Consider the following 22,385-nt stretch of genomic DNA (forward strand, 5'->3'; position numbering starts at 1 on the left):
GTGGGAAAAAGATAGTGCAGGGCTGAGGTGTTCGCGAGTTTTTTGTTGCTGCAGGCCAGAGGCAAAGATGCGTACTACACTGCGCTATGTCCATTGTGCAGCGCAGGAGGAAGGGCACTGCTGATGCCGGATAGTGCAGAATTATCAACAGAGCCCGCCAAGGCTGCAGTTCAGGTCCTTATCAGTGACTCGAATGACCTCAACGCCAGCGACAAGTGGCAACGGGCGTCGGTGCATGGGTGCGAGATCTACTGCTACGGCCAGCCGCTGCAAAAAAAATGCAGAGGCGAGGCGGCCCCCGGATTGATCGGGCAACTCTATCGCGATCTGGGCGGCCAATGTGTTCAGGCGTTGACCGGCCACTACGCCCTGATAATCGACGACCGGCGCTCTGGCACCTGCCATCTTTTTTCCGACCGTTTTGTGACCCATCGGCTCTACTACCAATCAGTATCCAGCGGCCTGATCGTAGCGGACAGCCTTCAAGCGCTCCGCGGAGCCGCTACCGAGCCCCTGGCCCTCTCCCGGCAGGCGGTGGTCAACTATCTGTACCACCATATGATCCCCAGCCCGAGAACCGTCTATGAAGGTGTTTATTGTCTCGAGCCCGCCCAACGGGTCTCATGGTGCCAGGGAACGCTGTCTAGCGAGACTTGGTGGCAGCCTGCGTTTGATCAGCAGGCATCGCAGAGTGAACAGCAGTTGGCCGACGAGCTGTTTGTACTGATGCAGGACGTCGTGGCCGATTATTGTATCAAGGACAAGACAGGCTGTTTTCTCAGCGGCGGCCTGGACAGTTCGAGTCTTGCCGGGCTGGTCTCTCAATCGATTCCAAGCCCCGATGTATTCTCCATCGGCTTCCCGGTCGCGCGCTACGATGAGATCGACTATGCCCGTACGGCGGTCGAACACTTCGGTCTCAATGGCCACGAACATTGCATGACACCGGAAGACGTCGTGGCGGCGCTGCCGCAGGTGGTCGGCAGTATGGATCAGCCCTTCGGCAACAGCTCGGTAATCCCCACTTATTTCTGCGCGCAACTGGCCAGATCCCAGGGGGTCAACCGGTTGATCGCCGGTGACGGCGGCGACGAACTCTTTGCCGGCAATCAGCGTTATGCCACTCAGCTGCAACTGGATCGCTGGCGGCAAAGGCTCAGACCCCTGATTGGAACGCTGGATCTTACCCTGCTGCGCTCCCCGCTACCGGATACTCCCGCGTTGCTGGGCAAAGCCAAGAGCTTTGTCCGACAGCTAAAGATGACGGTCCCGGAGAACGTCCAATACTACAACTTCCTCAATCTGCTTGACCGCAAAGCGATATTTTCGGCCAGTGTCGTCAAGGGCGTCGACCTGTTTGAACCCGACCGGCAGTGCCAGCAGCTCTACGATGCGCTACCCGATGCCAGCCCGCTGGATCGCCTGCTTTACCTTGACTGGAAGCATACCCTGGCGGACAACGACCTGGTCAAGGTCAGCAGTATGTGCCGGCTGGCTGGGGTGGACGTGGTCTATCCTATGTTAGACGACCGTCTGGTAGATTTTTCATTGCGCGTTCCGGCAGGCATCAAGCTGACCCGTGGCAACCTGCGCCATCTGTACAAAAGGGCGATGGACGGTTTTCTTCCGAACAAGATTATCCACAAGACCAAGCATGGGTTCGGATTGCCGTTCGGACTCTGGACCAAAGACCAGCCAAAACTGCAGAAGCTGGCCTATGAGGCGATCGATTCCCTGCAACGGTACGATCTTTTCGAGAAGACGTTTATCGATGAGGCAATCCACCGTCATAAGAGCGGGCACGCCTCGTATTATGGCGAGCTGGTGTGGGTGCTGATGGTGTTGGCGTTGTGGCTCGATCGGAATTATTGATCGCTGGGAAACCAAAATATGGATTATGAAACGACTGTAAAAAATCTGCTGATAGCCGCCACGGCCAGAGGCGATATCGCCTTGATGGATCGCGATGCCCCGTTGATCGGACATGTTGCCGAACTGGACTCAATGGCCATAGTCACCTTTCTCACCACCCTGGAGGACGAGTTCGGAATCCTTATCGACGACGATGACGTTAGTGCCGAATGCTTTGAAACCCTGGGCGCACTGGTGAATTTTGTGACGGAGCATTTGGGCAGGTGAAGTACCAGGGGCACTTCATTGCTGGAGGTCAGGGGCGTCTTTATTTGGCCGCTTTCGGGGATTGCTCCGCCGAGCACGCTGTGCTGTTCCTGCCTCCTTTTGCGGAAGAGATGAATCTCTCTCGTGCTGTAGTGGCCAGGCAGGCCCGAATGTTGACCGAGGCGGGCTATTTTGTCGTGCTGCTGGATTATTTCGGTACCGGTGACAGTGAAGGGGAATTCGATGAAGCCAGGGTTCCGGGGTGGCTCAACGATATCGAAGCCACGCTGGTGTGGATAGGGCAAAAGCAACGCTCCTCGGTGACCCTTTGGGGATTGCGACTTGGCGGTTTGTTGGCAGCCCACTACGTCGATGATCGTGGTGCGGAAGCGGTGGACCGTTTGCTGCTCTGGAAGCCAGTCATCAATGGTCATCAATTGATGAACCAGTTTTTTCGTCTCAAGCAGATGAGCGAGATGATGCAGGGGCGAGGAGACGATCAGATTAACTGGTACCGGCGTTGTCTGGAGGGTGAGACGGTGGAGGTGGCCGGATACCCAATGAGTTCAGGTTTGGTCTCTCAGATCAGCGCCCTCTCTATGCAACCTTCAACCTGGATGGAAAAGGTCAGTGTTATCTGGATCGAGGCCGCGAGCGAGAAGGTGCCACTGACTGCCTCCAGGCTTCATGCTCAGTGGCCTGGTGACAGGCTGACCATAGAAGCATGTACCGGTGTGCCGTTTTGGCAAGTTCCAGATACGTACGATGCAGATAGCTTGACTATATTGACGCTGAAATGTCTGAAGGAAGCCAACGGGGTGTGCCATGCCTGAGCACGCATTCTGTTTCACGAGTCAGGGCCAGCAACTGGCGGCTATCCTGCACTTGGTTGATCGCGCAAGTGTCGGGGTTGTTATCGTGGTGGGAGGTCCGCAGTATCGGGTTGGAAGTCACCGTCAATTTGTTCATTTAGCGAGGGCGTTGGCAAGCCAGGGCATCTCCGTGCTGCGCTTTGATGTCACGGGAATGGGGGATAGCAGCGGGGAGAAAAAGGCGTTCGATGATCTGGATGCCGACATTGCCGCTGCGGTTAACTGTTTCCAGCAACATTGTCCCGAGCTCGAGAGTATCGTGCTCTGGGGGCTGTGCGATGGCGCCTCTGCAGCACTGATATACGCTCACCGGGATCCGCGCCTGGCCGGCCTCGTATTACTGAATCCCTGGCTGGAGAATCGCCAGGCGAAGGCCCAGGCTCAAGTCTCCCACTATTACAGGCGCCGGTTTTTGGATCCGGGCTTTTGGCGCAAGTTGAAACAGGGTAAAGGAAACCTTGTGGGCAGTGTATGGGAGTTTGTTTGCACGCTTTGGCAGGCACTGATCGGTGACAAAGGCGCGGCCAAAGCGAAAGAGTCCTCTGACAATTGCTATCAGCAGCGCATGTTCGAGGGCTTGAATAAATACCCGGGAAGGGTTCTGTTGGTGCTAAGCGGCAATGATCTGACGGCCAAAACATTTTCCCGGCAGCTCGCCCAAGATGCTGCGTGGGCGCAACTGGTCGAGGAGCGGTCGGTGTCCCGGGTGTGTCTGGATAGTGCGGATCATACATTTTCGACCCGGCAAGCCAAGGATTGGGTGGCGCGGCAAACCCAGATATTTGTAACCAGTTTCAGGGACTAGCAGCCTGTCGGGCTTGGCCGATCGTAGCGAGGGAAAGTCCGTTTTGAGGCAGTTTTGAGGCTCTTTTGAGGAGATAAATCGGCAGGATAGCCGATTTACACAGCGTAAGCTGCCCACCAGGCAAGCTACAGGGATGTAGCTTGTGCATAGTGCTTCTATAGAGAGTAAACAAAAATGACCCCTCTTTACCGAAAAGAGTCGGCTTTTCCGCAGTAGATCAGTGTTAAGTCCGAGAGGCTGCTAGATCACGGGCAGGCTCAAATGGGTAATGGGAAGGCGGCGTCGCCAACGGTTGCGGTCTTTGAACAACGAAAGTGCACGGCAGGAGTTGGGATGATACTTCCTCAGAACGCACCCTGTGCTCTGGTGGTCGGGCTTTGCAGTCACGGACTGGCTATTGCGCGGTCTCTGCAACGCCTGGGAATTGAAGTGCACGCCTTTGAAGCCAATTCGTCGATACCGGGAGCACTGACGAATTCTGCCCATATTCATTACGTGGAAAGCATCAAGGACAACTCCCTGGTCGACGATCTGCGTGCCTTTCGACAACGGATACCATTATCGCGTGACATAGTGCTGTTTCCCTCGAATGATAGCAATGTACGGGTAATTGCCAGCAACATCGAGCGGCTCAGGGGGGCTTATATCCTCAGTTGGGAAGGTTGCGTCGATCAGGTCCAAAAGCTTCTGCTCAAGAGCAATATCGAGGGTCGGTGCAAGGCGGTAGGTCTCAACTACCCGGCTTCCGTGGTGCTGGAAAGTAGAGGTGACCTAAAATATCAGGTGTCATCGCTGAAACAGCCTTTTATTATCAAACCTGCCAACCCTCAGTCTGGATTTAAGGCGATCAAGTGCACGTCAGTCGCGGAGCTTGAAGCTGTGGTCGATCATTACCCCGACGACTATCCTTTTCTCGTCCAGGAATGGGTAAGCGGTACTGACAAGGACCTCTATTTCTGTGCGCTCTACCTGGACAATGGGCTCCCGCTAGTCAATTTTGAGGGTAACAAACTGGCGTCTTTCCCGCCGGCGCTGGGGCAGACCACTGTTGCGGTTTCTGTTGATATGCCCGAACTACGTGACCTGACAAAGATCTTTTTCAATGGGCTGGGCTTGTGCGGACCGGTGTCGCTGGAATTCAAACGGGATGCAGCTGGACGCTACTGGGTCATAGAGCCGACGGTTGGACGCACCGATTTTTGGGTGGGTCTTTGCATCCGAGCGGGTTGTGATCTGCCTGCAATCGAGTATCTCCGTTCGACCGGGCAGGCAGTTCCTGTCAGTACAGGAAATTACACGCCGACAATCTGGTTTGACAGTGAAAGGGATGCATTTGGGCCTGTTAAATACCTTCCTCGCTTTGTGCCTGGCCACGGGAAACTAAAGCGCCCTGTGTTCAGTTTTTTTAGCCGGCGAGATCTTAAGCCCTTCCTGCGAAGCTCACGCAAGGCGCTCTATCGGATGTCGCACTCCCTGGCCAGGCTTATGGTGGAAAAACAGAACGCTCCCGCTCCTGAAGTGGAGGTGTCAAGTTATCCGCGGATTAATGCCCTGCCCGATGTTTTCCTGAGGCTGCTTGAGGAGAAGGATCAGGATTCGATATTTTTGGGCCGCGATTGGTTTGATAATTTTAGCGCAACCGTTGCGACCGGTGCTGGAGATGTATTCTTCCTGTGCATGGCAGACAATAATGGTCGTGCGGTAGCAGTACTGCCGATGTGGCGTAACGAAGGGCGTTTTCATGGTGTAAAGGTTCGAAAGCTCACTGGGCTATCAAACTACTACTCTCCTATATATGACGTCATTATTGACGCCAGTCTTACGACCAGAGAATATGCTTACAGTTTTTTCATGACGTATCTATGGAAAGAGATGAAGGGGTGGGATCTCGTTGATTTTTACCCTGTAAGTATCGAGGCTAGGAATGATATCCTAAAAATAAGTGGGGTGAAAATTTGGAAGTTCGACTATTTTATCACTAAGAATTTTTATCATGATAGTTGTGAAAATTTTGAAAATTATATTTCAAGTCGTTCTTCGCGTGTAGTCAATACAGTTAAACGAAAATTTAAGAAGCTGGATGCTGTCGGTGGCTGGTCTGTCTGTATATATACAGAATTAGACTCGATTGAATCAAAGTTGAAAGATTATCACAGGGTATACGAAAACAGTTGGAAGAACGATGAGCCCTATCCGGAATTCATTAATGGATTTGCAAGGATGTGTGCCAAAAAAAACCGTCTTAGATTAGGTGTTCTAGATGTTGATGGTAAGCCCATTGCTGTTCAATTGTGGGTGGTGGCTAATAGAGTTGCTTATATTTATAAGCTTGCCTACGATAAAAATTATAAAAATTTATCCCCTGGCACGGTACTTACTACGAAAATGATTGAGCGAGTAATAAAGATAGATAATGTGGAAGTAATAGATTTTCTTACCGGTTTGGATTTCTTTAAAAAGGAATGGATGGACCGGAGTCGATGCCTGTACGGAGTTCAAATTGTTAACTATCGTAGCCTTTCAGGAATGATGGTTTTGTTAATTAACGAGATTTCAAAGATAAAAAAATATTTTTCCAGAACAAAAAGTGAAGCGGGAAATTTAAACCGCGTATAAGGGAGGGTTATATGTGCGTGATATTCTTCTTTTTCTAATAATTGTGGGTTCTATACCCTTTATTTTTAGGCGGCCATTCTTCGGTGTGCTTATGTGGTGTTGGGTTAGTTACATGCTGCCACAGAGTCATACTTGGGGGTTCATGTTTGAATTTCCTGTGGCAATGCTGATTGGAGTCACTACTATTTTTGCATTTTTTATCAGTAATGAACCAAAAAAAATAGCGCTTGAAAAACCCATTATTTGGTTATTTGTGTTTTATATAATGGTGTTTTTGTCCTGGATTTTACACGACAAGACACCCTTTATTAATGAACTGGCCATGAAAGTATTTAAAGTTCAGTTTTTTACGCTGGTTATACTTGCTATGCTTACCTCAAGGAAGAGAATTGAGTTGGCTTTGCTTGTTGTCGCATTAAGTATAGGATTTTATGGCGTAAAGGGTGGTGTTTTTACAATTTTTACCGGAGGGGAATTTCGCGTTTATGGTCCGAGCGGAAGCTTTTTTAAAGAAAATAACGCTATGGCCGTTACTAATTTGATGGTGGCTCCTGTGTTTGTATACTTCAGTGCTAACCAGTCGGACAAGCGACTTAAGTATCTTCTTTTACTCTGTGCTGTGTTGATGGTCGTAGCGGCTTTTGGATCTCAATCACGGGGCGCCTTTCTTGCAGTAATTGCATGTGCTTTGTTTTTATTGGCGAAAACTAATAAGAAACTTATTTCTTTTGTGATTCTTCTTGCTTTGTTACCTGCTGTTTATAATTTTATGCCTGACAATTGGCATCAGAGAATGGGTACAATTTTTGTAGATGAGGAGGCCGGAGAGGTCAGAGAAAGTTCCTCTGCAAGCAGGTTGAATGCATGGAGGGCAGGGGTAAACATGTCTTTTTCACATCCGTTTTCCCGAGGTTTCAATGCGGAGACTCCGAGCAATTTCATTATTTATGCACCTGATCCGAATGATTTTGTCGCATTTCACAGCAACTATATACAGGTTTTGGGGAAACATGGGTGGATGGCATTTATTAGCTATCTTATGGTTTTTCTTGCAACATGGAGGATCGCCAGTAAGGTAATAATGATGTCAAAAAATGTGGAGTCACTTAAGTGGGCGGGATTGTTATGCCGTTATCTTCAGGTTTCTTTGGTCGCCTATCTTGTAGGCGGAGCTTTTTTATCATTGGCATACTTCGATTTACCTTATCATTTCGTGATAACAATTATTTCGGTTTATGTCATTGTGAAAAAGGAGCTTAGTAAAATTCATGCTGTTGATGATAGAAAAAATTATCTTTTGAGTAGGGCAGAACAGGACCGTGAAATTACGATGTAAATAGTTGGTGGTATGTATGGGTGATTCAAATTTTTATCAATTGATTAGCGTTATAATACCCTACTATCAATCGGAGAGGGGGTTGTTGAAAAGGTGTGTTGAGTCTATATTTTCTCAGCAGGGGGAATTCAGTATCCAGGTTATCGTCATTGATGATGCCTCTCCGATTCCAGCCAGCGAAGAGTTAGCTGATCTGCAGTCGAAAGATCGAAGGCTAACTATTATCAATCAGGATAATGCAGGCCCAGGGGCGGCTAGAAACAACGGTCTGGATCATATGCCGTATGGTACCCGGTATGTGGCTTTCATTGATTCCGACGATTGTTGGCGGGAGGATTTCTTGCTCCATGCCATGGAGGCCATGCAACGTGGTTATGACCTTTTTTTTGCCAATAGCCGCCGATCCGGCTTCGCTGATACGCGCTTCGAATGGAAGTCCGAGGCGGGGCTTGATCTTGTTGCCTCCAATCACTGCTCTTTGGGCTGCGAACGGCCATTGTATGCATTCTCCGGCGATTTTTTTGGCTACGCCATCAAACGGAGCAACATCATTAGCACATCAGCGCTGGTGTACCGGCTTGAAATTGCCCCGGATTTGAGATTCAGTGCGCGACTGTTCAATGGTCAGGACCGGTTGTTTAAGCTTGAGTTGAGCCAGAAGACCGATAAGGTGGCTTTCGCTGCCCTGGTCCTTGTTGATGAGGGGCGCGGCGTTAATATTTTTGACAGTGCTGGGTGGGGGACTCCTGAATCCTTGGTGCTGCTGACCAGTTACCTCAAACTTTCCAAGTGCATATTGGCAGAGTTGAACCTTGAGGATAACCACCGCGCCTTTGTTGCCACGCAGTTGACGGATACCCGGTATTCACTAGTTGCCAGCATCGTTCATTTACTCAAAACGGGACAGAAGTGCGACTGGCGGCTGGTACTTCGGGCGTCCTGGAGCGACCCAGCCTTTATCGTGATGTTTGTTCCCAATCTTTTGCAGGTCATGATGAGCAAGGTGAGATCACGTGCGTAGACGTTCCTTGCCTTGTCTGGCCAGACAGATGGAAAGGGAGGTATAGCGCTATGGCTGTCAGAAAAAATCTCAGCCGGATGGGCGTGGCCCATTTCATCTCTTTCGCCCTCAGCTTTGCAAGTGTGATCGTTGTATCACGTGTGCTAACGCCGGCGGAGATCGGTATTTACTCTGTATCCGTGGCGGTACTGGGTGTGGCGCATACCTTCCGTGACTTTGGTGTTGCCGAGTATCTGGTCCAGGCCGAAGCGGTAGGGCGGCAGGAGTTCCGGGCGGCATTCTCGGTTACGCTCTACTCCTCCTGGTTGTTGGCGCTTATCCTGTTTACCGTCCGTGAGCCGCTTGCACTGCTTTATAATCATCCTGGCGTGGCCGAGGTTCTGGGTATTCTCTGCGTCAACTTTCTTATCCTTCCGTTTGGTACGCCGCTACTGGCGCTAATGCACCGGGAACTCCAGTTTCACTACCTGGCCACTAACATGTGGCTTACAAACCTGGTGCAGACCCTGGTAACCATCGGTTGTGCCTATGCCGGGCAAAGTTACCTGAGCATGGCCTGGGGAGCTCTGGCTGCGCACGTCTTCAAGGTCGTGTGGCTGAACTATGTCAGACCCGGGGAAATCTTTATGTGGCCGACCGTCCGGGGTTTGGGAGAAGCGGTTAAATTTGGCTCGTTGACCGGTCTGGCTTCAATTATCCGGGAAATTGGCAACGGAGCGCCTGACCTGATCCTGGGCCGTACCCTCGGATTCGTCGAAGTGGCTTTCTTCAGCCGGGCCAACGGCCTGAAGAAGATGCTGATCTCAAGGGTCGTTGCGCTGGTGCGCACGGTCTATTTCCCGACCTTTGCCAGTGAGATCAGGCAGGGAGCGGATGGCGCCAAGCTGTACAGCCTGTCGATGAGCTACCTGGTCGCTATCATGGCACCGGTTCTTGCGGTTATGGCTGTTTTAGCCGAGCCTCTCATCCTGTTCCTGTTTGGCAATCAGTGGGAACGTTCGGCCCCCCTTGCGTCGCTGATCTGTATCTATGCGATGCTGGTGACGCCCTATACTTTCTACAGCCTGTCTTTGATCGCAGTCGGCGAAGTGAAGCGCAACCTGGCAGTTGAATCGACGATTCAGGGGGGCCAGGTTCTGGTGCTGCTCAGTTCAATCTGGCTGAGCCTCGAAGACGTAGTGATGCTGTTTGGCGTAGTGGCTCTGACCCAGATTTTTTGTGTGCAGCGAGCGCTCTACCGTACCTTCGGGCTAAGATTTTCAGATCACATAAAGGCTGTCTTTCCGTCTCTTATACTGGTTCCCTGCTCCTGCTTAGGTCCGGCGCTGACGGCTTTCTACGCTATAGAAAACGGGCTTTCAGACTACCACTTTTCCGTTCTGGCGGTCAGTGGCGTGCTGGCGGCTGTTGGTTGGCTAGCCGGGGTATTCGTCCTACAGCATCCGATGAAGAAAGAGGTGTTTAATGTGGCCGGTGTCTTTCATCGCACTTGTCGTTCGCTTTTTCGTATGAAGGTTAAGTGATACTACCTGTATTTTTTGGCTTATAGTTTGTGAGTGTGTAACGTAACTTTAGGAGGCGGATTATGAAAAAAGTGACCATGCTTTCACCGAGGGTCCCTGATGGAAGCGGGTGTGCAGCGGCGTATGGCGAACCATCTCAAGGCCCTATGCAAAGAGTTTGAGGTCTAGCTGATGCTGATTAAGCTGTATGGGTGATCTCTCTTGATTTTTTGGGGAAATAAGGAGTTGGTTATGTTGCTAAATAGAAAGAGTTTTTTAGCAGGCCTGTTATTTTATAACAAGGTCATGTTTTTTTGGGGGGGGATTGTTTTTTCTGCATATTCTCATGGGTCCTGTGGGGATGTTTATGCTGAAAAATATGGCCCATACGATTATTCTGACGAGAAACAGCGCAGTAGAATTCTTGAAACGGTTGAGAGGCGACACTTTACAGATAATGTGCAGGGTTTAAAGAAGGGTGGAGAAACTGGATCGATAATGGGAGATCTTGGATATACATTGAATAAATTTCCTAATCATTACCCTGCCTTGACAACTCTCGTAAAATATAGTGAGTACGAAGGTGTAAAAACTGATCCATTTATTCAAGAGGAAATAAATTGTTTTTTTGTTAGGGCAAAGCAATTTAAACCTGAAGACTATAGGGTTTACCATATTTATGGTAACTATCTGTTTAGAAAAGGTAACTACAAAAGTTCGATAGAAAATTATACGAAGTCGCTTTCTATACGGGATTCTGCTGAGGTTCATTATAATCTTGGGCTGGCTTATTTAAAGTTAGGTGATGTTAAAAATTCAGAAATTCACGCGCGAAAGGCATATAGTAAAAAATACCCGCTTCCCGGGCTCAAAAACATGCTCATGGAAAGGCAGGTTTCTATTGAATGAGTTCTGATTTATTAGGCTTTTTGATAACATGTAGTTTAGACCTGTGTTTTTGGAAGAATTATGGTTCGACGGTAACGTTTATTTTTATAAGGATTTAGTATTTCAATTTTCATCTCTAGCGCCAACCTTGTTTAGGTTTTCAATTGCTTTGGCTTGGTTCTGATCGAGGTGAGATTGGCAGCGTGCCAGCTCCAGCAGCCGGGTTGTATCGCGCTTGTCCTCCCTGGTTGGCGGCCTCAGGGGGCTTTCGTAGGATCGCCACCGGGAGTAGCGTTGGCCAACAGGTTCAGAAGCATACGAGCATGGAATTTCAGCGCAATGGCGTCCCAGGGCGTGAAGCGCCTGAGGGCAAAGCGATCAGAGTCCTGGGTGGTATAGCCTGCGTCAGTGGATACAGCATATCGGAATCCCAGCTCCCTGATCACGGCGAGGTTCGCCGTATCCATATCCTTGCCGAAGCGGCCATTGGGATAGGCAAACCCCAGCACTGGCTTGCCCGTCCATGCCTCCAGCAGAGCCTTGTTGCGGCCGACTTCCTCGCGTTGCTGGCCTGGCGTCATCCCCTTGAGAATGGGGTGGTTGTGGGTATGACTGCCAATTTCGATCCCCGCCCGGGAAAGCTTGGCCACCTCATCTGGACGCAACATCTTGCGCGTTTCGGATAGGGATCCATTGACCGCATAGAGCTCGTCTACCTTTTTAAGTCTGTCTTCAACGGCAAGGTACTTGAGCTGGCTGATGATCTGGTTGGCTAGCTGTCGGCGCGTTGCGACACTGTCTAGGGTGCAGCGCCCAAGCCCCGCCGGTTCAAGGTCGATGGCATTGGCTTTAATGCTGGCGAGCAGATCGATGATCCGGTCGTTCCACATGTTGTTACCGTTACTGAAGGCCGTGGCGACGAATACAGTTGCCGGGATCTGGTAGCGATCCAGGATTGGCAGAGCCACTTCAAGGTTGTTCAGGTAACCATCGTCCAGAGTCACGCAGACTGCCCGTGCAGGCAGGGTACCGTCCTCGATACGGTCAAGGGCTTCGACGAGTGCTAGTGGTCGAAAGTGGCGCCTGAGCAATGCCATATGCCAGTCGAATTTGGTCTTGTCCGGCTCCCATGGGCGTAGCGGATCTGGTTTGGCGAGAACCTGATGGTAGTTCAGGATGCTGAGCTTGTTGCGGCTGAAGGGAAGCGAAAGCAGTGTCATAAGTTGGTGGAGCATCAACCTGTCCCTCATCCTGTTTTACACACTGATCCAGCTGGCAGCCTCTTGGATTATAGGTGACCCAGGGTGGTGCGTAACTGTTCTCAGATGGCGGTATCTGTGAAGGGGGCGTGCCAATAGGCGGAATTTCAGGAAACGACCGAGCCAGGCTGTATCAGTGATAAGAGAGGGGCTGTCGGTGTTTCCGATCATGCAGAGGTGTCAAACATCCAGAGTGATATGAAATGAGTGAACTTTTGCAGGACAGTATGAATATTGGGGTAAGCGGAGGACCCGAAATATACCGAGCTGAGAGATATTCTGAATTTTCTGAGATAAGGAAATGGTCGGAGTGATAGGATTCGAACCTACGACCCTCTGGTCCCAAACCAGATGCGCTACCAAGCTGCGCTACACTCCGACAGTACTACACTTTGCTTTGCTTTGCTAGCTCGTTATTTCATGTCGCGCCTGATACACACTTGCAACACCAGAGCAGAGCCAAAGGTCTGCCGGAACTGCGTATTTTCCAGGGCGTCAAATATTACCGAGATCTTGCGGGAAGGGTTAATGGTCGGAGTGATAGGATTCGAACCTACGACCCTCTGGTCCCAAACCAGATGCGCTACCAAGCTGCGCTACACTCCGACGGTACTGCACTTGCTTTGATAGTTGGCTCCCCGAGCTGGACTCGAACCAGCGACCAATAGATTAACAGTCTACTGCTCTACCAACTGAGCTATCAGGGAACATCACTACCAATTTCTACGGTTGGCTCCTCGAGCTGGACTCGAACCAGCGACCAATAGATTAACAGTCTACTGCTCTACCAACTGAGCTATCAAGGAATGTCTCAACCGAGGCCGCGTATATTAATGACGAGGCCGGGCAGCGTCAACCCCTTAGTTTAAAAAAGATTTTTGCGCTGGGTGGGGCTGCGTGGACGACACGGGATGCGGTTATAATCATGCAGGTCAGCGCGGCACTCTATGAGGGTGCGGGCGCGGCCGAGCGTCTCGGCCTGGGCGGGTGTCAGGTGGGCGCCAATAGAATGCACGGTTTCAGGTGTGCAGGTCGGCATGCTCGGGCAAACAGTATAAGAAGTGGTTGGCAAGGGAGAGTATATGAGCGCTGCAGCGGGTAACGATGCGCCACTGGATGAGCGTATTGACCAGATGCGTCAGGGTCTTCAGGCGCTGGGTTTCGATCTGGAGGAAGTGTGCTGGTTTAATCCGGTGCCCAATGTCTGGTCGGTTCAGTTGCGTGACCGGGTATGTTCGCTGCTGAGCAGCAGTGGACGGGGCGGCAGTCGCGATGCAGCGCTGAGCAGTGCTCTGCTTGAGTTTTATGAGCGCTTGTCCTGCAATCGTTTTTTTGCCGATTACTATTTCGGCAGAGAGCTGGCCGAAGCTGAGTTTGTGCATTACCCGAATGAGCGCTGGTTTGCGCTCACGGGCAAGGGCTTGCCCGAGGGTCTGCTCGATGAGGCAACGCGGGATCATTTCGATTTGCATGGCCAGCTGCGGGCCCGAATGTTGCTGGACACAAACTCCGGTAATGAGCAGCGCGGGGTTTGTGCCATTCCCTTTACGCGTCAGCGCACCGGTCAGCAGGTCTGGCTGCCGGTCAATATTCTGAATAATCTCTATACCAGCAACGGTATGGCCGCGGGGCACTCGCGTTGGGAGGCCCGAACCCAGGCGTTGCTGGAGATTTTTGAACGCCATATAAAGAACACTATTCTGACGGCTGGCATCAGTCTGCCGCAGATACCCCAGGCGATTTTGGCCCGTTATCCGGCATTTTGCGAGTCTCTCGATGCGTTGCGTGCCGCCGGTTTTGTTGTGGTGGTGCAGGATGCATCACTGGGGGGCAAGTTTCCGCTGGTCAATATAACGCTGATCAACTCGGCTGACGGGGGCTGCTGTGCAGCCTTTGGTGCCCACCCCAAATTCGAGCGCGCGCTGGAACGCACGCTTACAGGTGTGCTGCAGGGGCGGGACCTGGATGACTTGAACGGTTTTGCGCCGCCCTGTTTTGATCTCAGTATGGTGGCCGAGCAGGATAATCTGGAGGCGCACTTTATCGACTCGAGCGGCGTGGTCGCCTGGGATCTGTTGTCGCGAAAGCCTGATTACAGCTTCACGCAATGGAACATTGAAGGTGACAGTCAGGCTGAGTTTGAGCACCTGTGCTACCTGATTCACCGCGTCGATATGGATATTTATATCGCGGATCATGAGCACCTGGGGCTCTGTTGTTGCCAGATTGTGGTGCCGGGGATGGCCGACCTGTATCCGGTCGATTATCTCGTGCATCACAACAATAATCGGGCAGTGGCCATGCGGGGCTCGATATTGCAGCTCGCGGAGCTGAGTGTTGAGCAGGCCGCGGAGCTGGAGCAGCAACTCGACAGCCTTGAACTGGATGATTACCTGCGTGTCAGCGAACTCTTGTGTCTGTATGCCGATCCGGATACCTACTGGGGGCAACTCAGTGTGGGTGAGTTGCGCTGTTTGCTGGCGTTGCGTACAGGTGATCTGAGCCTGGCACAGGGGTGGAGCGACTGGGTTATGCACAGCGGTTTGCTCTCTGATGAGCGTCTGCGACTGTTTCGCTGTATTAACCAGCTACTGCAGTTTCGCCTGGATCCCGAGCGCCATGCGGAGCATTTTGATTATCTGCTGCAGCAAATCTACGGTCAGCCGTTGCTGGATCGGGTGCGTCAGATGCTGGCCGGCGAAGAAATATTCGTGGATGCCCCGGCAATTGGGGAAAACCTGGAAGGTCTTGTCACTCATCGAATCTTGCTCGATACCTATCAGCGCCTGCAGCAGATAAAAGCGAGTCATTATCAGGATCAGCCCTGATTTTTAGTCCTTGTGCCTATTGCGACTTCTGTATCGATATGGCTGCTACTGTACCACGGTACAATAGGCGCCCCTGGTTTTAGCTCCTATGTTTAGGTAACGCCTGAACTGGGCAGCTATCGAGACCAAGGAGATTAGTCATGGCTATCGGGGACGTTGCAGGTAGTGTCAGCTTTATTTTCGGAACCGTTGTGGCTGTCGGCGCCAATGGTGCAGAACGGGTACTCTCGCTTGGCGACACCCTCTATGAAGGTGATCAGGTACGTGTGTCGGACGGCGGACGAATTGAGATTACCGCAGCTAACGGCGAAACGCTGGCGCTGGATTCCGGCCAGGAGGCGACGGTCGATGCGGGTTTCCTGACCGCCCATAGTGGCGATGGCCAGTCTCAACATCAGGATGTTGCCGCAACGGTGACCTCGATCAGCGGCACTGTCGTCGCCGTTGCCGCCGATGGCAGCGAACGTATTCTGGCGGTCGGTGATGTTCTGTTCGAGGGCGAGCTGATCCGCGTCGCCAGTGGCGGCAGCGTGCAGCTGACCGGTGCCTCCGGTGAGACGGTTTCCCTGGCGTCAGGCCAGCAGGCGCTTATAACCCCCGAATTTTATACCGATGCCGCCCAGTTCGATTCATCCCAGTCGGTGGCCTCCAGCCAAAGTGCCGACCAGGCGCTGCAGCAAACCGGTGAAATAGATGCCATTCAGGCCGCAATTTTGGCCGGTGAGGATCCCACCGCCGTGGCCGAAGCTACAGCCGCAGGTCAGGCGCCGGGTGATGCCGGTGGTCCGGGAGATTCAGGCTCGTCCTTTGTGCTGTTGTCCCGTACCGGTCAGGAAGTTAATCCTGAGGCGGGTTATCCGACCAGCGGTCTGAGTCGCGGGTTTACGACACCGGATAACGAAGTTGTGTTGCTGACAGACGCCGAGCCTGTGGTGAGCGTTATCATCAAAGAGCCTGAGCCACCGGTCGGCGGTGAGCCGCCCGATGTGCCAACACCTGACTTTCCCATTGTTGTGAGCGGTAGTGGTGCCCTGGTTCTGGAGGGGACGAACGGTGGTGAGCCGCGTGTTATCACCTTTCTGCTGACCCTGGACAAGGCGTACGACCAGGATGTGACCGTGACCTACGAGCTGCGCCCGGGAACGGCCAGTTATCCCGATGACTGGTTCGATGGTCAGTTGATCAATGTAGTGGTTATCCCGGCCGGCGAAACGGTGTTTGAAGTGCCGGTCAGCATAGTGATGGATCATCTGGACGAAGGTAACGAGACCTTCGAGATTATTCTGCTCAGTGCAAGCGGTGCCAACCTTAACCCTAATGCCAGCTCCGCGAATGTCACCATTATTGATGATGACACCACGCCGGTGGCCGTAGATGACATCAATAGCATCAGTGATCCAGAGGTTGTGTCCGCCGAGGGCAATGTGCTGGGTAACGACACCGATGAGGATGGCGACGATGTTGCCGGTAATCTGGAGGTCGTTATTCCGCCCGGTGATACCGAGATTGCACTGTCGCATCAGTACGGTGATCTCACTATTCAGAGTGATGGCAGCTATGTCTTTGTACTGAATGATGATGGCAAGGCCGCGTTTCTCGCGCTGGATGACACCGATCCGGATCTGGTGATTACGTTCCCCGATGCCTACCAGGTCACCGATGGTTACAACCCCGGCAATGCTGCCGATGTTGTAATCTCGCTGGTCGGTTCGAACGATGGGCCCGAAGTAGTCGTGGATACCGGTAACCCCCAGGGTGGCAATGATGTTGTGTACGAGTCAGGCCTCGCGGTGGGGTCGGACAGCGGAGCGGACACAGAGTTTGCGCTGGGTAGCTTTACGCTCTCGGACCTCGACGGGCTCGACGATCTCGTCTCCATTACGATCAATGGTGGATCGCCGGTGCTTATTGGTGATCTGGTGAATGCCTCCTTTGCGGGAGCCAGTGGCACTCTGACCATTACGGCCTACAACGCGGCAACGGGGGTTGCCAGTTACAGCTATGAGCTTACAGGCCCAACGACCGACGTGCCTGATGCGGCCGAGACAGATGTATTCAGTCTGACAGTCTTCGACGGTACCGAGAACTCGGCGCCAGCGACCATCACCATTGAGATTGTGGATGATGTGCCCGATGCCGATCCAGACTCCGGTGATGTGACCGAAGGGGCGACCCTGGTGGTGGATGCGGTTGCAGGCGTGCTGGTCAATGATGCTGAAGGCGCGGATGGCGCCAGCCTGCAGGGTGTGCGGGCGGCGGGCGGTGATACGACCACGCCAGTCAGTGGCGATATAGGCAATGTTGTTGCCGGCCTTTACGGCACCCTGACGCTCGATGCCGACGGCGGCTATAGCTATGCATCGACGGCCAATGCCATCGGCAGCGATATGCAGGATGTATTTGTGTACACCCTGGTGGATGGCGATGGTGATACGTCGACCACAACGCTCACCATAAACCTGACCAATGCAGGGCTGCTGGTGGAAGATCACAATGCCGTTCAGGTGAGCGAAGCGGCGCTGGATGAAATCAAGGACGGTGATGATCTCGTCGCCGGTACTGTAACTGGCAGTAATCCGGACAGTACGGCCGAGACATCGACAGCGGGTGATCTGAGTGACAATGTGTCCGGCGGCAATGGCCCCTATACCTTTGCGCTGGACGGTTCTGCGACCGGCAGTTACGGCACTATCCAGGTTAACAGTGACGGTAGCTATATCTATACCCTCACGGCGCCCGTGACCAGCGATCCTGTCGCTGATGATGGCGCCAATGTCGAGCAGGGTGCTGACAGCTTCAGCTTCACGGTGACGGACGCCAATGGCAACACCGGTCAGGGTACGATCTATATCAATATTGTGGATGATGTGCCCAGTGTCAGTATCGCGGTCACAGGCGAGGGCGGTGAAGCCGCCGTGGTGCTGCAGACCGATGATGCCCTGACCGACGGTGACCCCACCGACGATGACGTTGCCGTGTCGAGTGCAGCCTTTGGTGGCATCTTTGCTGCGACCCCGGTCTACGGTGCCGATGGTGCCGGTGATACTGTCATTAGCTACAGCCTTGCACTGGCGTCCGGCGTCAGTGATGGCGACGCCTCAGGCCTCTTCAGTGGCGGTGTTGCAATCACCCTGGCGCTGGTGGGCGGCGAGATTGTCGGCAGTGCCGGCGGCACGCCTGTGTTCAGTATAGCGGTGGACAGCGATGGTGTTGTCACCCTGACGCAATCCGAAGCCATCGATCATATTGAAGGCGGAGCCTTTGACGATGTTATCGCCCTGGCCAACGGTCTGGTTGAGCTGACCGCGACCGCGACCACCACCGACAGTGATGGTGATACCGCGACGGACAGCACCAGTATCGATCTGGGGGGCAACATCAGCTTTGTGGATGATGAGCCCAGTGTCAGCATCGCGGTTACGGGCCAGGGCGGTGAAGCCGCTGTGGTGCTGCAGACCAATGATGCCCTGACCGATGGCGACCCCACCGACGATGATGTTGCCGTGTCGAGCGCCGCCTTTGGTGGCATCTTTGCCGCGACCCCGATCTATGGCGCCGATGGTGCCGGTGATACTGTCATTAGCTACAGCCTCGCGTTGGCGTCCGGCGTCAGTAATGGCGACGCCTCTGGCCTCTTCAGTGGCGGTGTTGCTATCACCCTGTCCCTGGTGGGTGGCGAGATTGTCGGCAGCGCCGGCGGCACGCCTGTGTTCAGCATTGCGGTGGATAGCGATGGCGTTGTCACCTTGACGCAGTCTGAAGCCATCGATCATATCGAAGGCGGAGCCTTTGACGATGTAATCGCCCTGGCCAACGGTCTGGTTGAGCTGACCGCGACCGCGACCACCACCGACAGTGATGGTGATACCGCGACGGACAGTACCAGTATCGATCTGGGGGGCAACATCAGCTTTGTGGATGATGAGCCCAGTGTCAGCATCGCGGTTACGGGCCAGGGCGGTGAAGCCGCTGTGGTGCTGCAGACCGATGATGCCCTGACCGACGGTGACCCCACCGACGATGACGTTGCCGTGTCGAGTGCAGCCTTTGGTGGCATCTTTGCTGCGACCCCGGTCTACGGTGCCGATGGTGCCGGTGATACTGTCATTAGCTACAGCCTTGCACTGGCGTCCGGCGTCAGTGATGGCGACGCCTCAGGCCTCTTCAGTGGCGGTGTTGCAATCACCCTGGCGCTGGTGGGCGGCGAGATTGTCGGCAGTGCCGGCGGCACGCCTGTGTTCAGTATAGCGGTGGACAGCGATGGTGTTGTCACCCTGACGCAATCCGAAGCCATCGATCATATTGAAGGCGGAGCCTTTGACGATGTTATCGCCCTGGCCAACGGTCTGGTTGAGCTGACCGCGACCGCGACCACCACCGACAGTGATGGTGATACCGCGACGGACAGCACCAGTATCGATCTGGGGGGCAACATCAGCTTTGTGGATGATGAGCCCAGTGTCAGCATCGCGGTTACGGGCCAGGGCGGTGAAGCCACTGTGGTGCTGCAGACCAATGATGCCCTGACCGATGGCGACCCCACCGACGATGATGTTGCCGTGTCGAGCGCCGCCTTTGGTGGCATCTTTGCCGCGACCCCGATCTATGGCGCCGATGGTGCCGGTGATACTGTCATTAGCTACAGCCTCGCACTGGCGTCCGGCGTCAGTAATGGCGACGCCTCTGGCCTCTTCAGTGGCGGTGTTGCTATCACCCTGGCGCTGGTGGGTGGCGAGATTGTCGGCAGCGCCGGCGGCACGCCTGTGTTCAGCATAGCGGTGGACAGCGATGGTGTTGTCACCCTGACGCAGTCCGAAGCCATCGATCATATTGAAGGCGGAGCCTTTGACGATGTTATCGCCCTGGCCAACGGTCTGGTTGAGCTGACCGCGACCGCGACCACCACCGACAGTGATGGTGATACCGCGACGGACGGCACCAGTATCGATCTGGGGGGCAACATCAGCTTTGTGGATGATGAGCCCAGTGTGACTCTTACATTGGGCAGTGACACCAATGTGGTGCTGAAAACGCAGGACAGCAGAACCGACGGTGACCCAACTGAAACGGACACCGCCACCAGTGCGATTGTGTTCGGTGTTCCTGTGACCCTGTCGACATCCACGGGGGCGGATGGGCTCTCGAGTGCAGGATATAGTTTTGCGTTGAATCTGGTGTCGGGAGGGGGTACGGCCTCAGGCCTTACCAGCGGGGGAGCGAGCATCTACCTGTATCAGCTTGCTGATGGCACTGTGGTGGGTTCTACCAGTGTTACGGCCCCGGCGTCGATCGATGCCAGCGTGGTATTCAGCATCGGGGTTGCGAGTGGCGGCGAAGTCACTCTGAGTCAGTACGGTGCGCTGGATCACTCTAACGCAGAGACCATGGCGGCCTACGATGACGATGTGCAGGTGCTGGCGAACGGTCTGGTGAATCTCAGTGTGTCTTACACCATTGTTGACGGTGATGGCGACTCGGCAACGGATACCAAGGTGATTGACCTTGGTGGTAACATCCAATTCGCCGATGATGGCCCAAGTATCACCTCGGTTGACAAGATATTTATTGCCAATGAGGCGGGGATCGCTGCGGACGGCCGAATCAATTTGCAATCCGGCGCCGATGGGCTGCAGGAACTGCGATTCGACTCTGTCGTTGATGGTTCTGTAGTCACCGGGGTTACCAGCGGTAATGCTACGCTGTACTACTACATTGATCCGAGTGACGCCAGTCATCTGGTGGGCTCGACCGCGCTGTCTGCGGTCGCGGCCTTTGCCGACTCGGGTACCTGGGCGTTCGAGATCACACTCGATACCGCCTCCGAAAGTTATAACGTCGAGATTCTGCAACCGCTGGATGCCTTTGTCACGACGGCACTGGGCAGTGCCGTGAAAGAGGCCGGTGGCCCGTCTGACTGGGCGATTCTGCGAGATGGGGCCGATAATGAGCTGGCGATACTGTCGGGTCGATATGCCGGGTCTCAAGCGGCACTGGATAACTGGTTCAGTACGGCGAATGATGCAGCGTTGATGGATTCGAAAATCAATGGGTCTTTAGCGGGCTGGGGTACAGGTACGTCAAGCGGTAGCGGTAACAACAATCACGATACGCTGGAGGTCATGCGCATCGAGTTTGGGGATGGGGATGATGGCACGACGACTGATTCCGAAGCCAATGCCGGTTGGAGTGGGCCGCGGGCCAACGGCGTCATGCTCGATTTCAGCAAAAACTACAGCAATGGCAATCTCATCTATGTCGTGGTGACATACGATGATGGCTCTTTCGACAAGGTGGCGGTCACCATTGGCACCAGCTTCGCTGATGATGCTAACGGTGTGACAGCCGGCGTCATTACGTACAACGGCACGACCGACTTCCTTGAAATTTCTGCGCCTTCAGGCAAGGTGCTGGATACAGTGGATGTGGGGGTTAAAAGTGGTGACGGCAAGTTTGTTGTCGGCAGCCTGAGCGTGGCGTCTAATGATGGTGAGGTCAGTTTCGATGTGCCTATCCAGGCTGTGGATGGCGATGGCGACAGTGCTTCGGGTGTCATCAGTATTGTTAGCTCCGGCGATGGCGTTGGCAGTGCCTTTGTTGGCACGGCAGGGGATGATGTGCTGGCCGGCGGCTCAGGCAACGATATCCTTACCGGTAATGATGGCTCGGATATCTTCGTCTGGAACGACGGCGATGAGGGTACCCTGGCGAGCCCGGCTGTCGATACGGTGACAGATTTCAGTCTGGCGCAAGGCGATGTGCTGAATCTGGCGGACTTGCTGCAGGGTGAGCATGATGGCTCAGGTGTCGGTGCGGATAACCTTGATCAGTTCCTGAGCTTTAACTGGGACGGCGCCAATACCACGGTGTCCATCGCCCACGATGCGCTCAACAGCGCGGATGTGACGCAGAAAATAGTGTTGCAGGGTGTCGATCTGACTGCGGGCGGTACTATGTCCGACCAGCAGATTATCGATACCCTGATCGCCGGTAACAATCTGCAAACGGATCAGTAAAGCTGAAAACTGTGTAACTCTCGCTGGAGAAAGGGCTGACCTGAGTGTCAGCCTTTTTTTGTCTTGAGTTTGGCCTGGGTGTCATTGGTGTTTGAGCCGGCTTTGGGGCGGTACTTTCTTCTTGCCG

The 22,385-nt window shown here is 53.5% G+C and carries 12 protein-coding genes and 4 tRNA genes; 11 read left to right on the forward strand and 5 right to left on the reverse strand.

Annotated features, from left to right (window positions below; all coding sequences use genetic code 11):
• Window positions 1-123: 123 nt before the first annotated feature.
• The 9 genes from A8C75_RS08500 to A8C75_RS08540 all read left to right on the forward strand — a co-directional run bounded on the left by A8C75_RS08500 (window position 124) and on the right by A8C75_RS08540 (window position 11,179).
• Complete coding sequence (locus A8C75_RS08500) at window positions 124-1,872, forward strand: asparagine synthetase B family protein (protein WP_067380734.1); 1,749 nt, start codon at window positions 124-126, stop codon at window positions 1,870-1,872.
• A gap of 18 nt (window positions 1,873-1,890) precedes the next feature.
• Window positions 1,891-2,139, forward strand: coding sequence for a phosphopantetheine-binding protein (locus A8C75_RS08505; RefSeq protein ID WP_067380735.1), 249 nt, complete (start codon window positions 1,891-1,893; stop codon window positions 2,137-2,139).
• Complete coding sequence (locus tag A8C75_RS08510) at window positions 2,136-2,951, forward strand: hydrolase 2, exosortase A system-associated (protein WP_067380737.1); 816 nt, start codon at window positions 2,136-2,138, stop codon at window positions 2,949-2,951. The genes A8C75_RS08505 and A8C75_RS08510 overlap by 4 nt, the downstream gene beginning before the upstream one ends.
• Complete coding sequence (locus tag A8C75_RS08515) at window positions 2,944-3,795, forward strand: hydrolase 1, exosortase A system-associated (RefSeq protein WP_067380740.1); 852 nt, start codon at window positions 2,944-2,946, stop codon at window positions 3,793-3,795. Before A8C75_RS08510 ends, A8C75_RS08515 begins: the two co-directional genes overlap by 8 nt.
• Window positions 3,796-4,128: 333 nt before the next feature.
• A complete protein-coding gene (locus A8C75_RS08520; RefSeq protein WP_067380743.1) occupies window positions 4,129-6,411 on the forward strand; it encodes a GNAT family N-acetyltransferase in 2,283 nt (760 codons plus the stop codon).
• Between the two features lie 13 nt (window positions 6,412-6,424).
• Window positions 6,425-7,747 carry a putative O-glycosylation ligase, exosortase A system-associated gene (locus A8C75_RS08525; protein ID WP_067380746.1) on the forward strand — a complete coding sequence of 441 codons (1,323 nt, stop codon included), beginning with the start codon at window positions 6,425-6,427 and terminating at the stop codon, window positions 7,745-7,747.
• A gap of 16 nt (window positions 7,748-7,763) precedes the next feature.
• The gene (locus tag A8C75_RS08530; protein ID WP_067380749.1) at window positions 7,764-8,768 is read left to right on the forward strand and encodes a glycosyltransferase family 2 protein; all 1,005 of its coding nucleotides are present in this window, start codon (window positions 7,764-7,766) and stop codon (window positions 8,766-8,768) included.
• Between the two features lie 50 nt (window positions 8,769-8,818).
• A complete protein-coding gene (locus A8C75_RS08535; protein ID WP_084783884.1) occupies window positions 8,819-10,291 on the forward strand; it encodes an oligosaccharide flippase family protein in 1,473 nt (490 codons plus the stop codon).
• A 231-nt stretch (window positions 10,292-10,522) separates the two neighbouring features.
• Window positions 10,523-11,179, forward strand: coding sequence for a tetratricopeptide repeat protein (locus tag A8C75_RS08540; protein ID WP_067380755.1), 657 nt, complete (start codon window positions 10,523-10,525; stop codon window positions 11,177-11,179).
• A gap of 236 nt (window positions 11,180-11,415) precedes the next feature.
• Here A8C75_RS08540 and A8C75_RS08545 read toward each other — a convergent pair whose 3' ends face one another.
• The 5 genes from A8C75_RS08545 to A8C75_RS08565 all read right to left on the reverse strand — a co-directional run bounded on the left by A8C75_RS08545 (window position 11,416) and on the right by A8C75_RS08565 (window position 13,223).
• Complete coding sequence (locus tag A8C75_RS08545) at window positions 11,416-12,393, reverse strand: polysaccharide deacetylase family protein (RefSeq protein ID WP_067387117.1); 978 nt, start codon at window positions 12,391-12,393, stop codon at window positions 11,416-11,418.
• A 326-nt stretch (window positions 12,394-12,719) separates the two neighbouring features.
• Window positions 12,720-12,796: transfer RNA gene (locus tag A8C75_RS08550), tRNA-Pro, on the reverse strand.
• A 150-nt stretch (window positions 12,797-12,946) separates the two neighbouring features.
• Window positions 12,947-13,023: transfer RNA gene (locus tag A8C75_RS08555), tRNA-Pro, on the reverse strand.
• 25 nt (window positions 13,024-13,048) lie between these two features.
• Window positions 13,049-13,124: transfer RNA gene (locus A8C75_RS08560), tRNA-Asn, on the reverse strand.
• A gap of 23 nt (window positions 13,125-13,147) precedes the next feature.
• Window positions 13,148-13,223: transfer RNA gene (locus tag A8C75_RS08565), tRNA-Asn, on the reverse strand.
• 276 nt (window positions 13,224-13,499) lie between these two features.
• Between A8C75_RS08565 and ycaO the strand changes: the two genes are divergently transcribed.
• Window positions 13,500-15,245, forward strand: a complete 1,746-nt coding sequence (ycaO, locus tag A8C75_RS08570; RefSeq protein WP_067380758.1) for a 30S ribosomal protein S12 methylthiotransferase accessory factor YcaO — start codon at window positions 13,500-13,502, stop codon at window positions 15,243-15,245.
• A 140-nt stretch (window positions 15,246-15,385) separates the two neighbouring features.
• Window positions 15,386-22,258, forward strand: coding sequence for a retention module-containing protein (locus A8C75_RS08575; RefSeq protein WP_067380762.1), 6,873 nt, complete (start codon window positions 15,386-15,388; stop codon window positions 22,256-22,258).
• The last annotated feature ends 127 nt before the right edge of the window (window positions 22,259-22,385 follow it).

Origin of the sequence: Marinobacterium aestuarii (assembly GCF_001651805.1) — a bacterium.
GTDB lineage: Bacteria > Pseudomonadota > Gammaproteobacteria > Pseudomonadales > Balneatricaceae > Marinobacterium_A > Marinobacterium_A aestuarii.

Bases quoted from the DNA above. Each gene is read 5' to 3' on its own strand.
- A8C75_RS08500 (WP_067380734.1), top strand. From the start codon at position 124: ATGCCGGATAGTGCAGAATTATCAACAGAGCCCGCCAAGGCTGCAGTT.
- A8C75_RS08505 (WP_067380735.1), top strand. From the start codon at position 1,891: ATGGATTATGAAACGACTGTAAAAAATCTGCTGATAGCCGCCACGGCC.
- A8C75_RS08515 (WP_067380740.1), top strand. From the start codon at position 2,944: ATGCCTGAGCACGCATTCTGTTTCACGAGTCAGGGCCAGCAACTGGCG.
- A8C75_RS08520 (WP_067380743.1), top strand. From the start codon at position 4,129: ATGATACTTCCTCAGAACGCACCCTGTGCTCTGGTGGTCGGGCTTTGC.
- A8C75_RS08530 (WP_067380749.1), top strand. From the start codon at position 7,764: ATGGGTGATTCAAATTTTTATCAATTGATTAGCGTTATAATACCCTAC.
- A8C75_RS08535 (WP_084783884.1), top strand. From the start codon at position 8,819: ATGGCTGTCAGAAAAAATCTCAGCCGGATGGGCGTGGCCCATTTCATC.
- A8C75_RS08540 (WP_067380755.1), top strand. From the start codon at position 10,523: ATGTTGCTAAATAGAAAGAGTTTTTTAGCAGGCCTGTTATTTTATAAC.
- A8C75_RS08545 (WP_067387117.1), bottom strand. From the start codon at position 12,393: ATGCTCCACCAACTTATGACACTGCTTTCGCTTCCCTTCAGCCGCAAC.
- ycaO (WP_067380758.1), top strand. From the start codon at position 13,500: ATGAGCGCTGCAGCGGGTAACGATGCGCCACTGGATGAGCGTATTGAC.
- A8C75_RS08575 (WP_067380762.1), top strand. From the start codon at position 15,386: ATGGCTATCGGGGACGTTGCAGGTAGTGTCAGCTTTATTTTCGGAACC.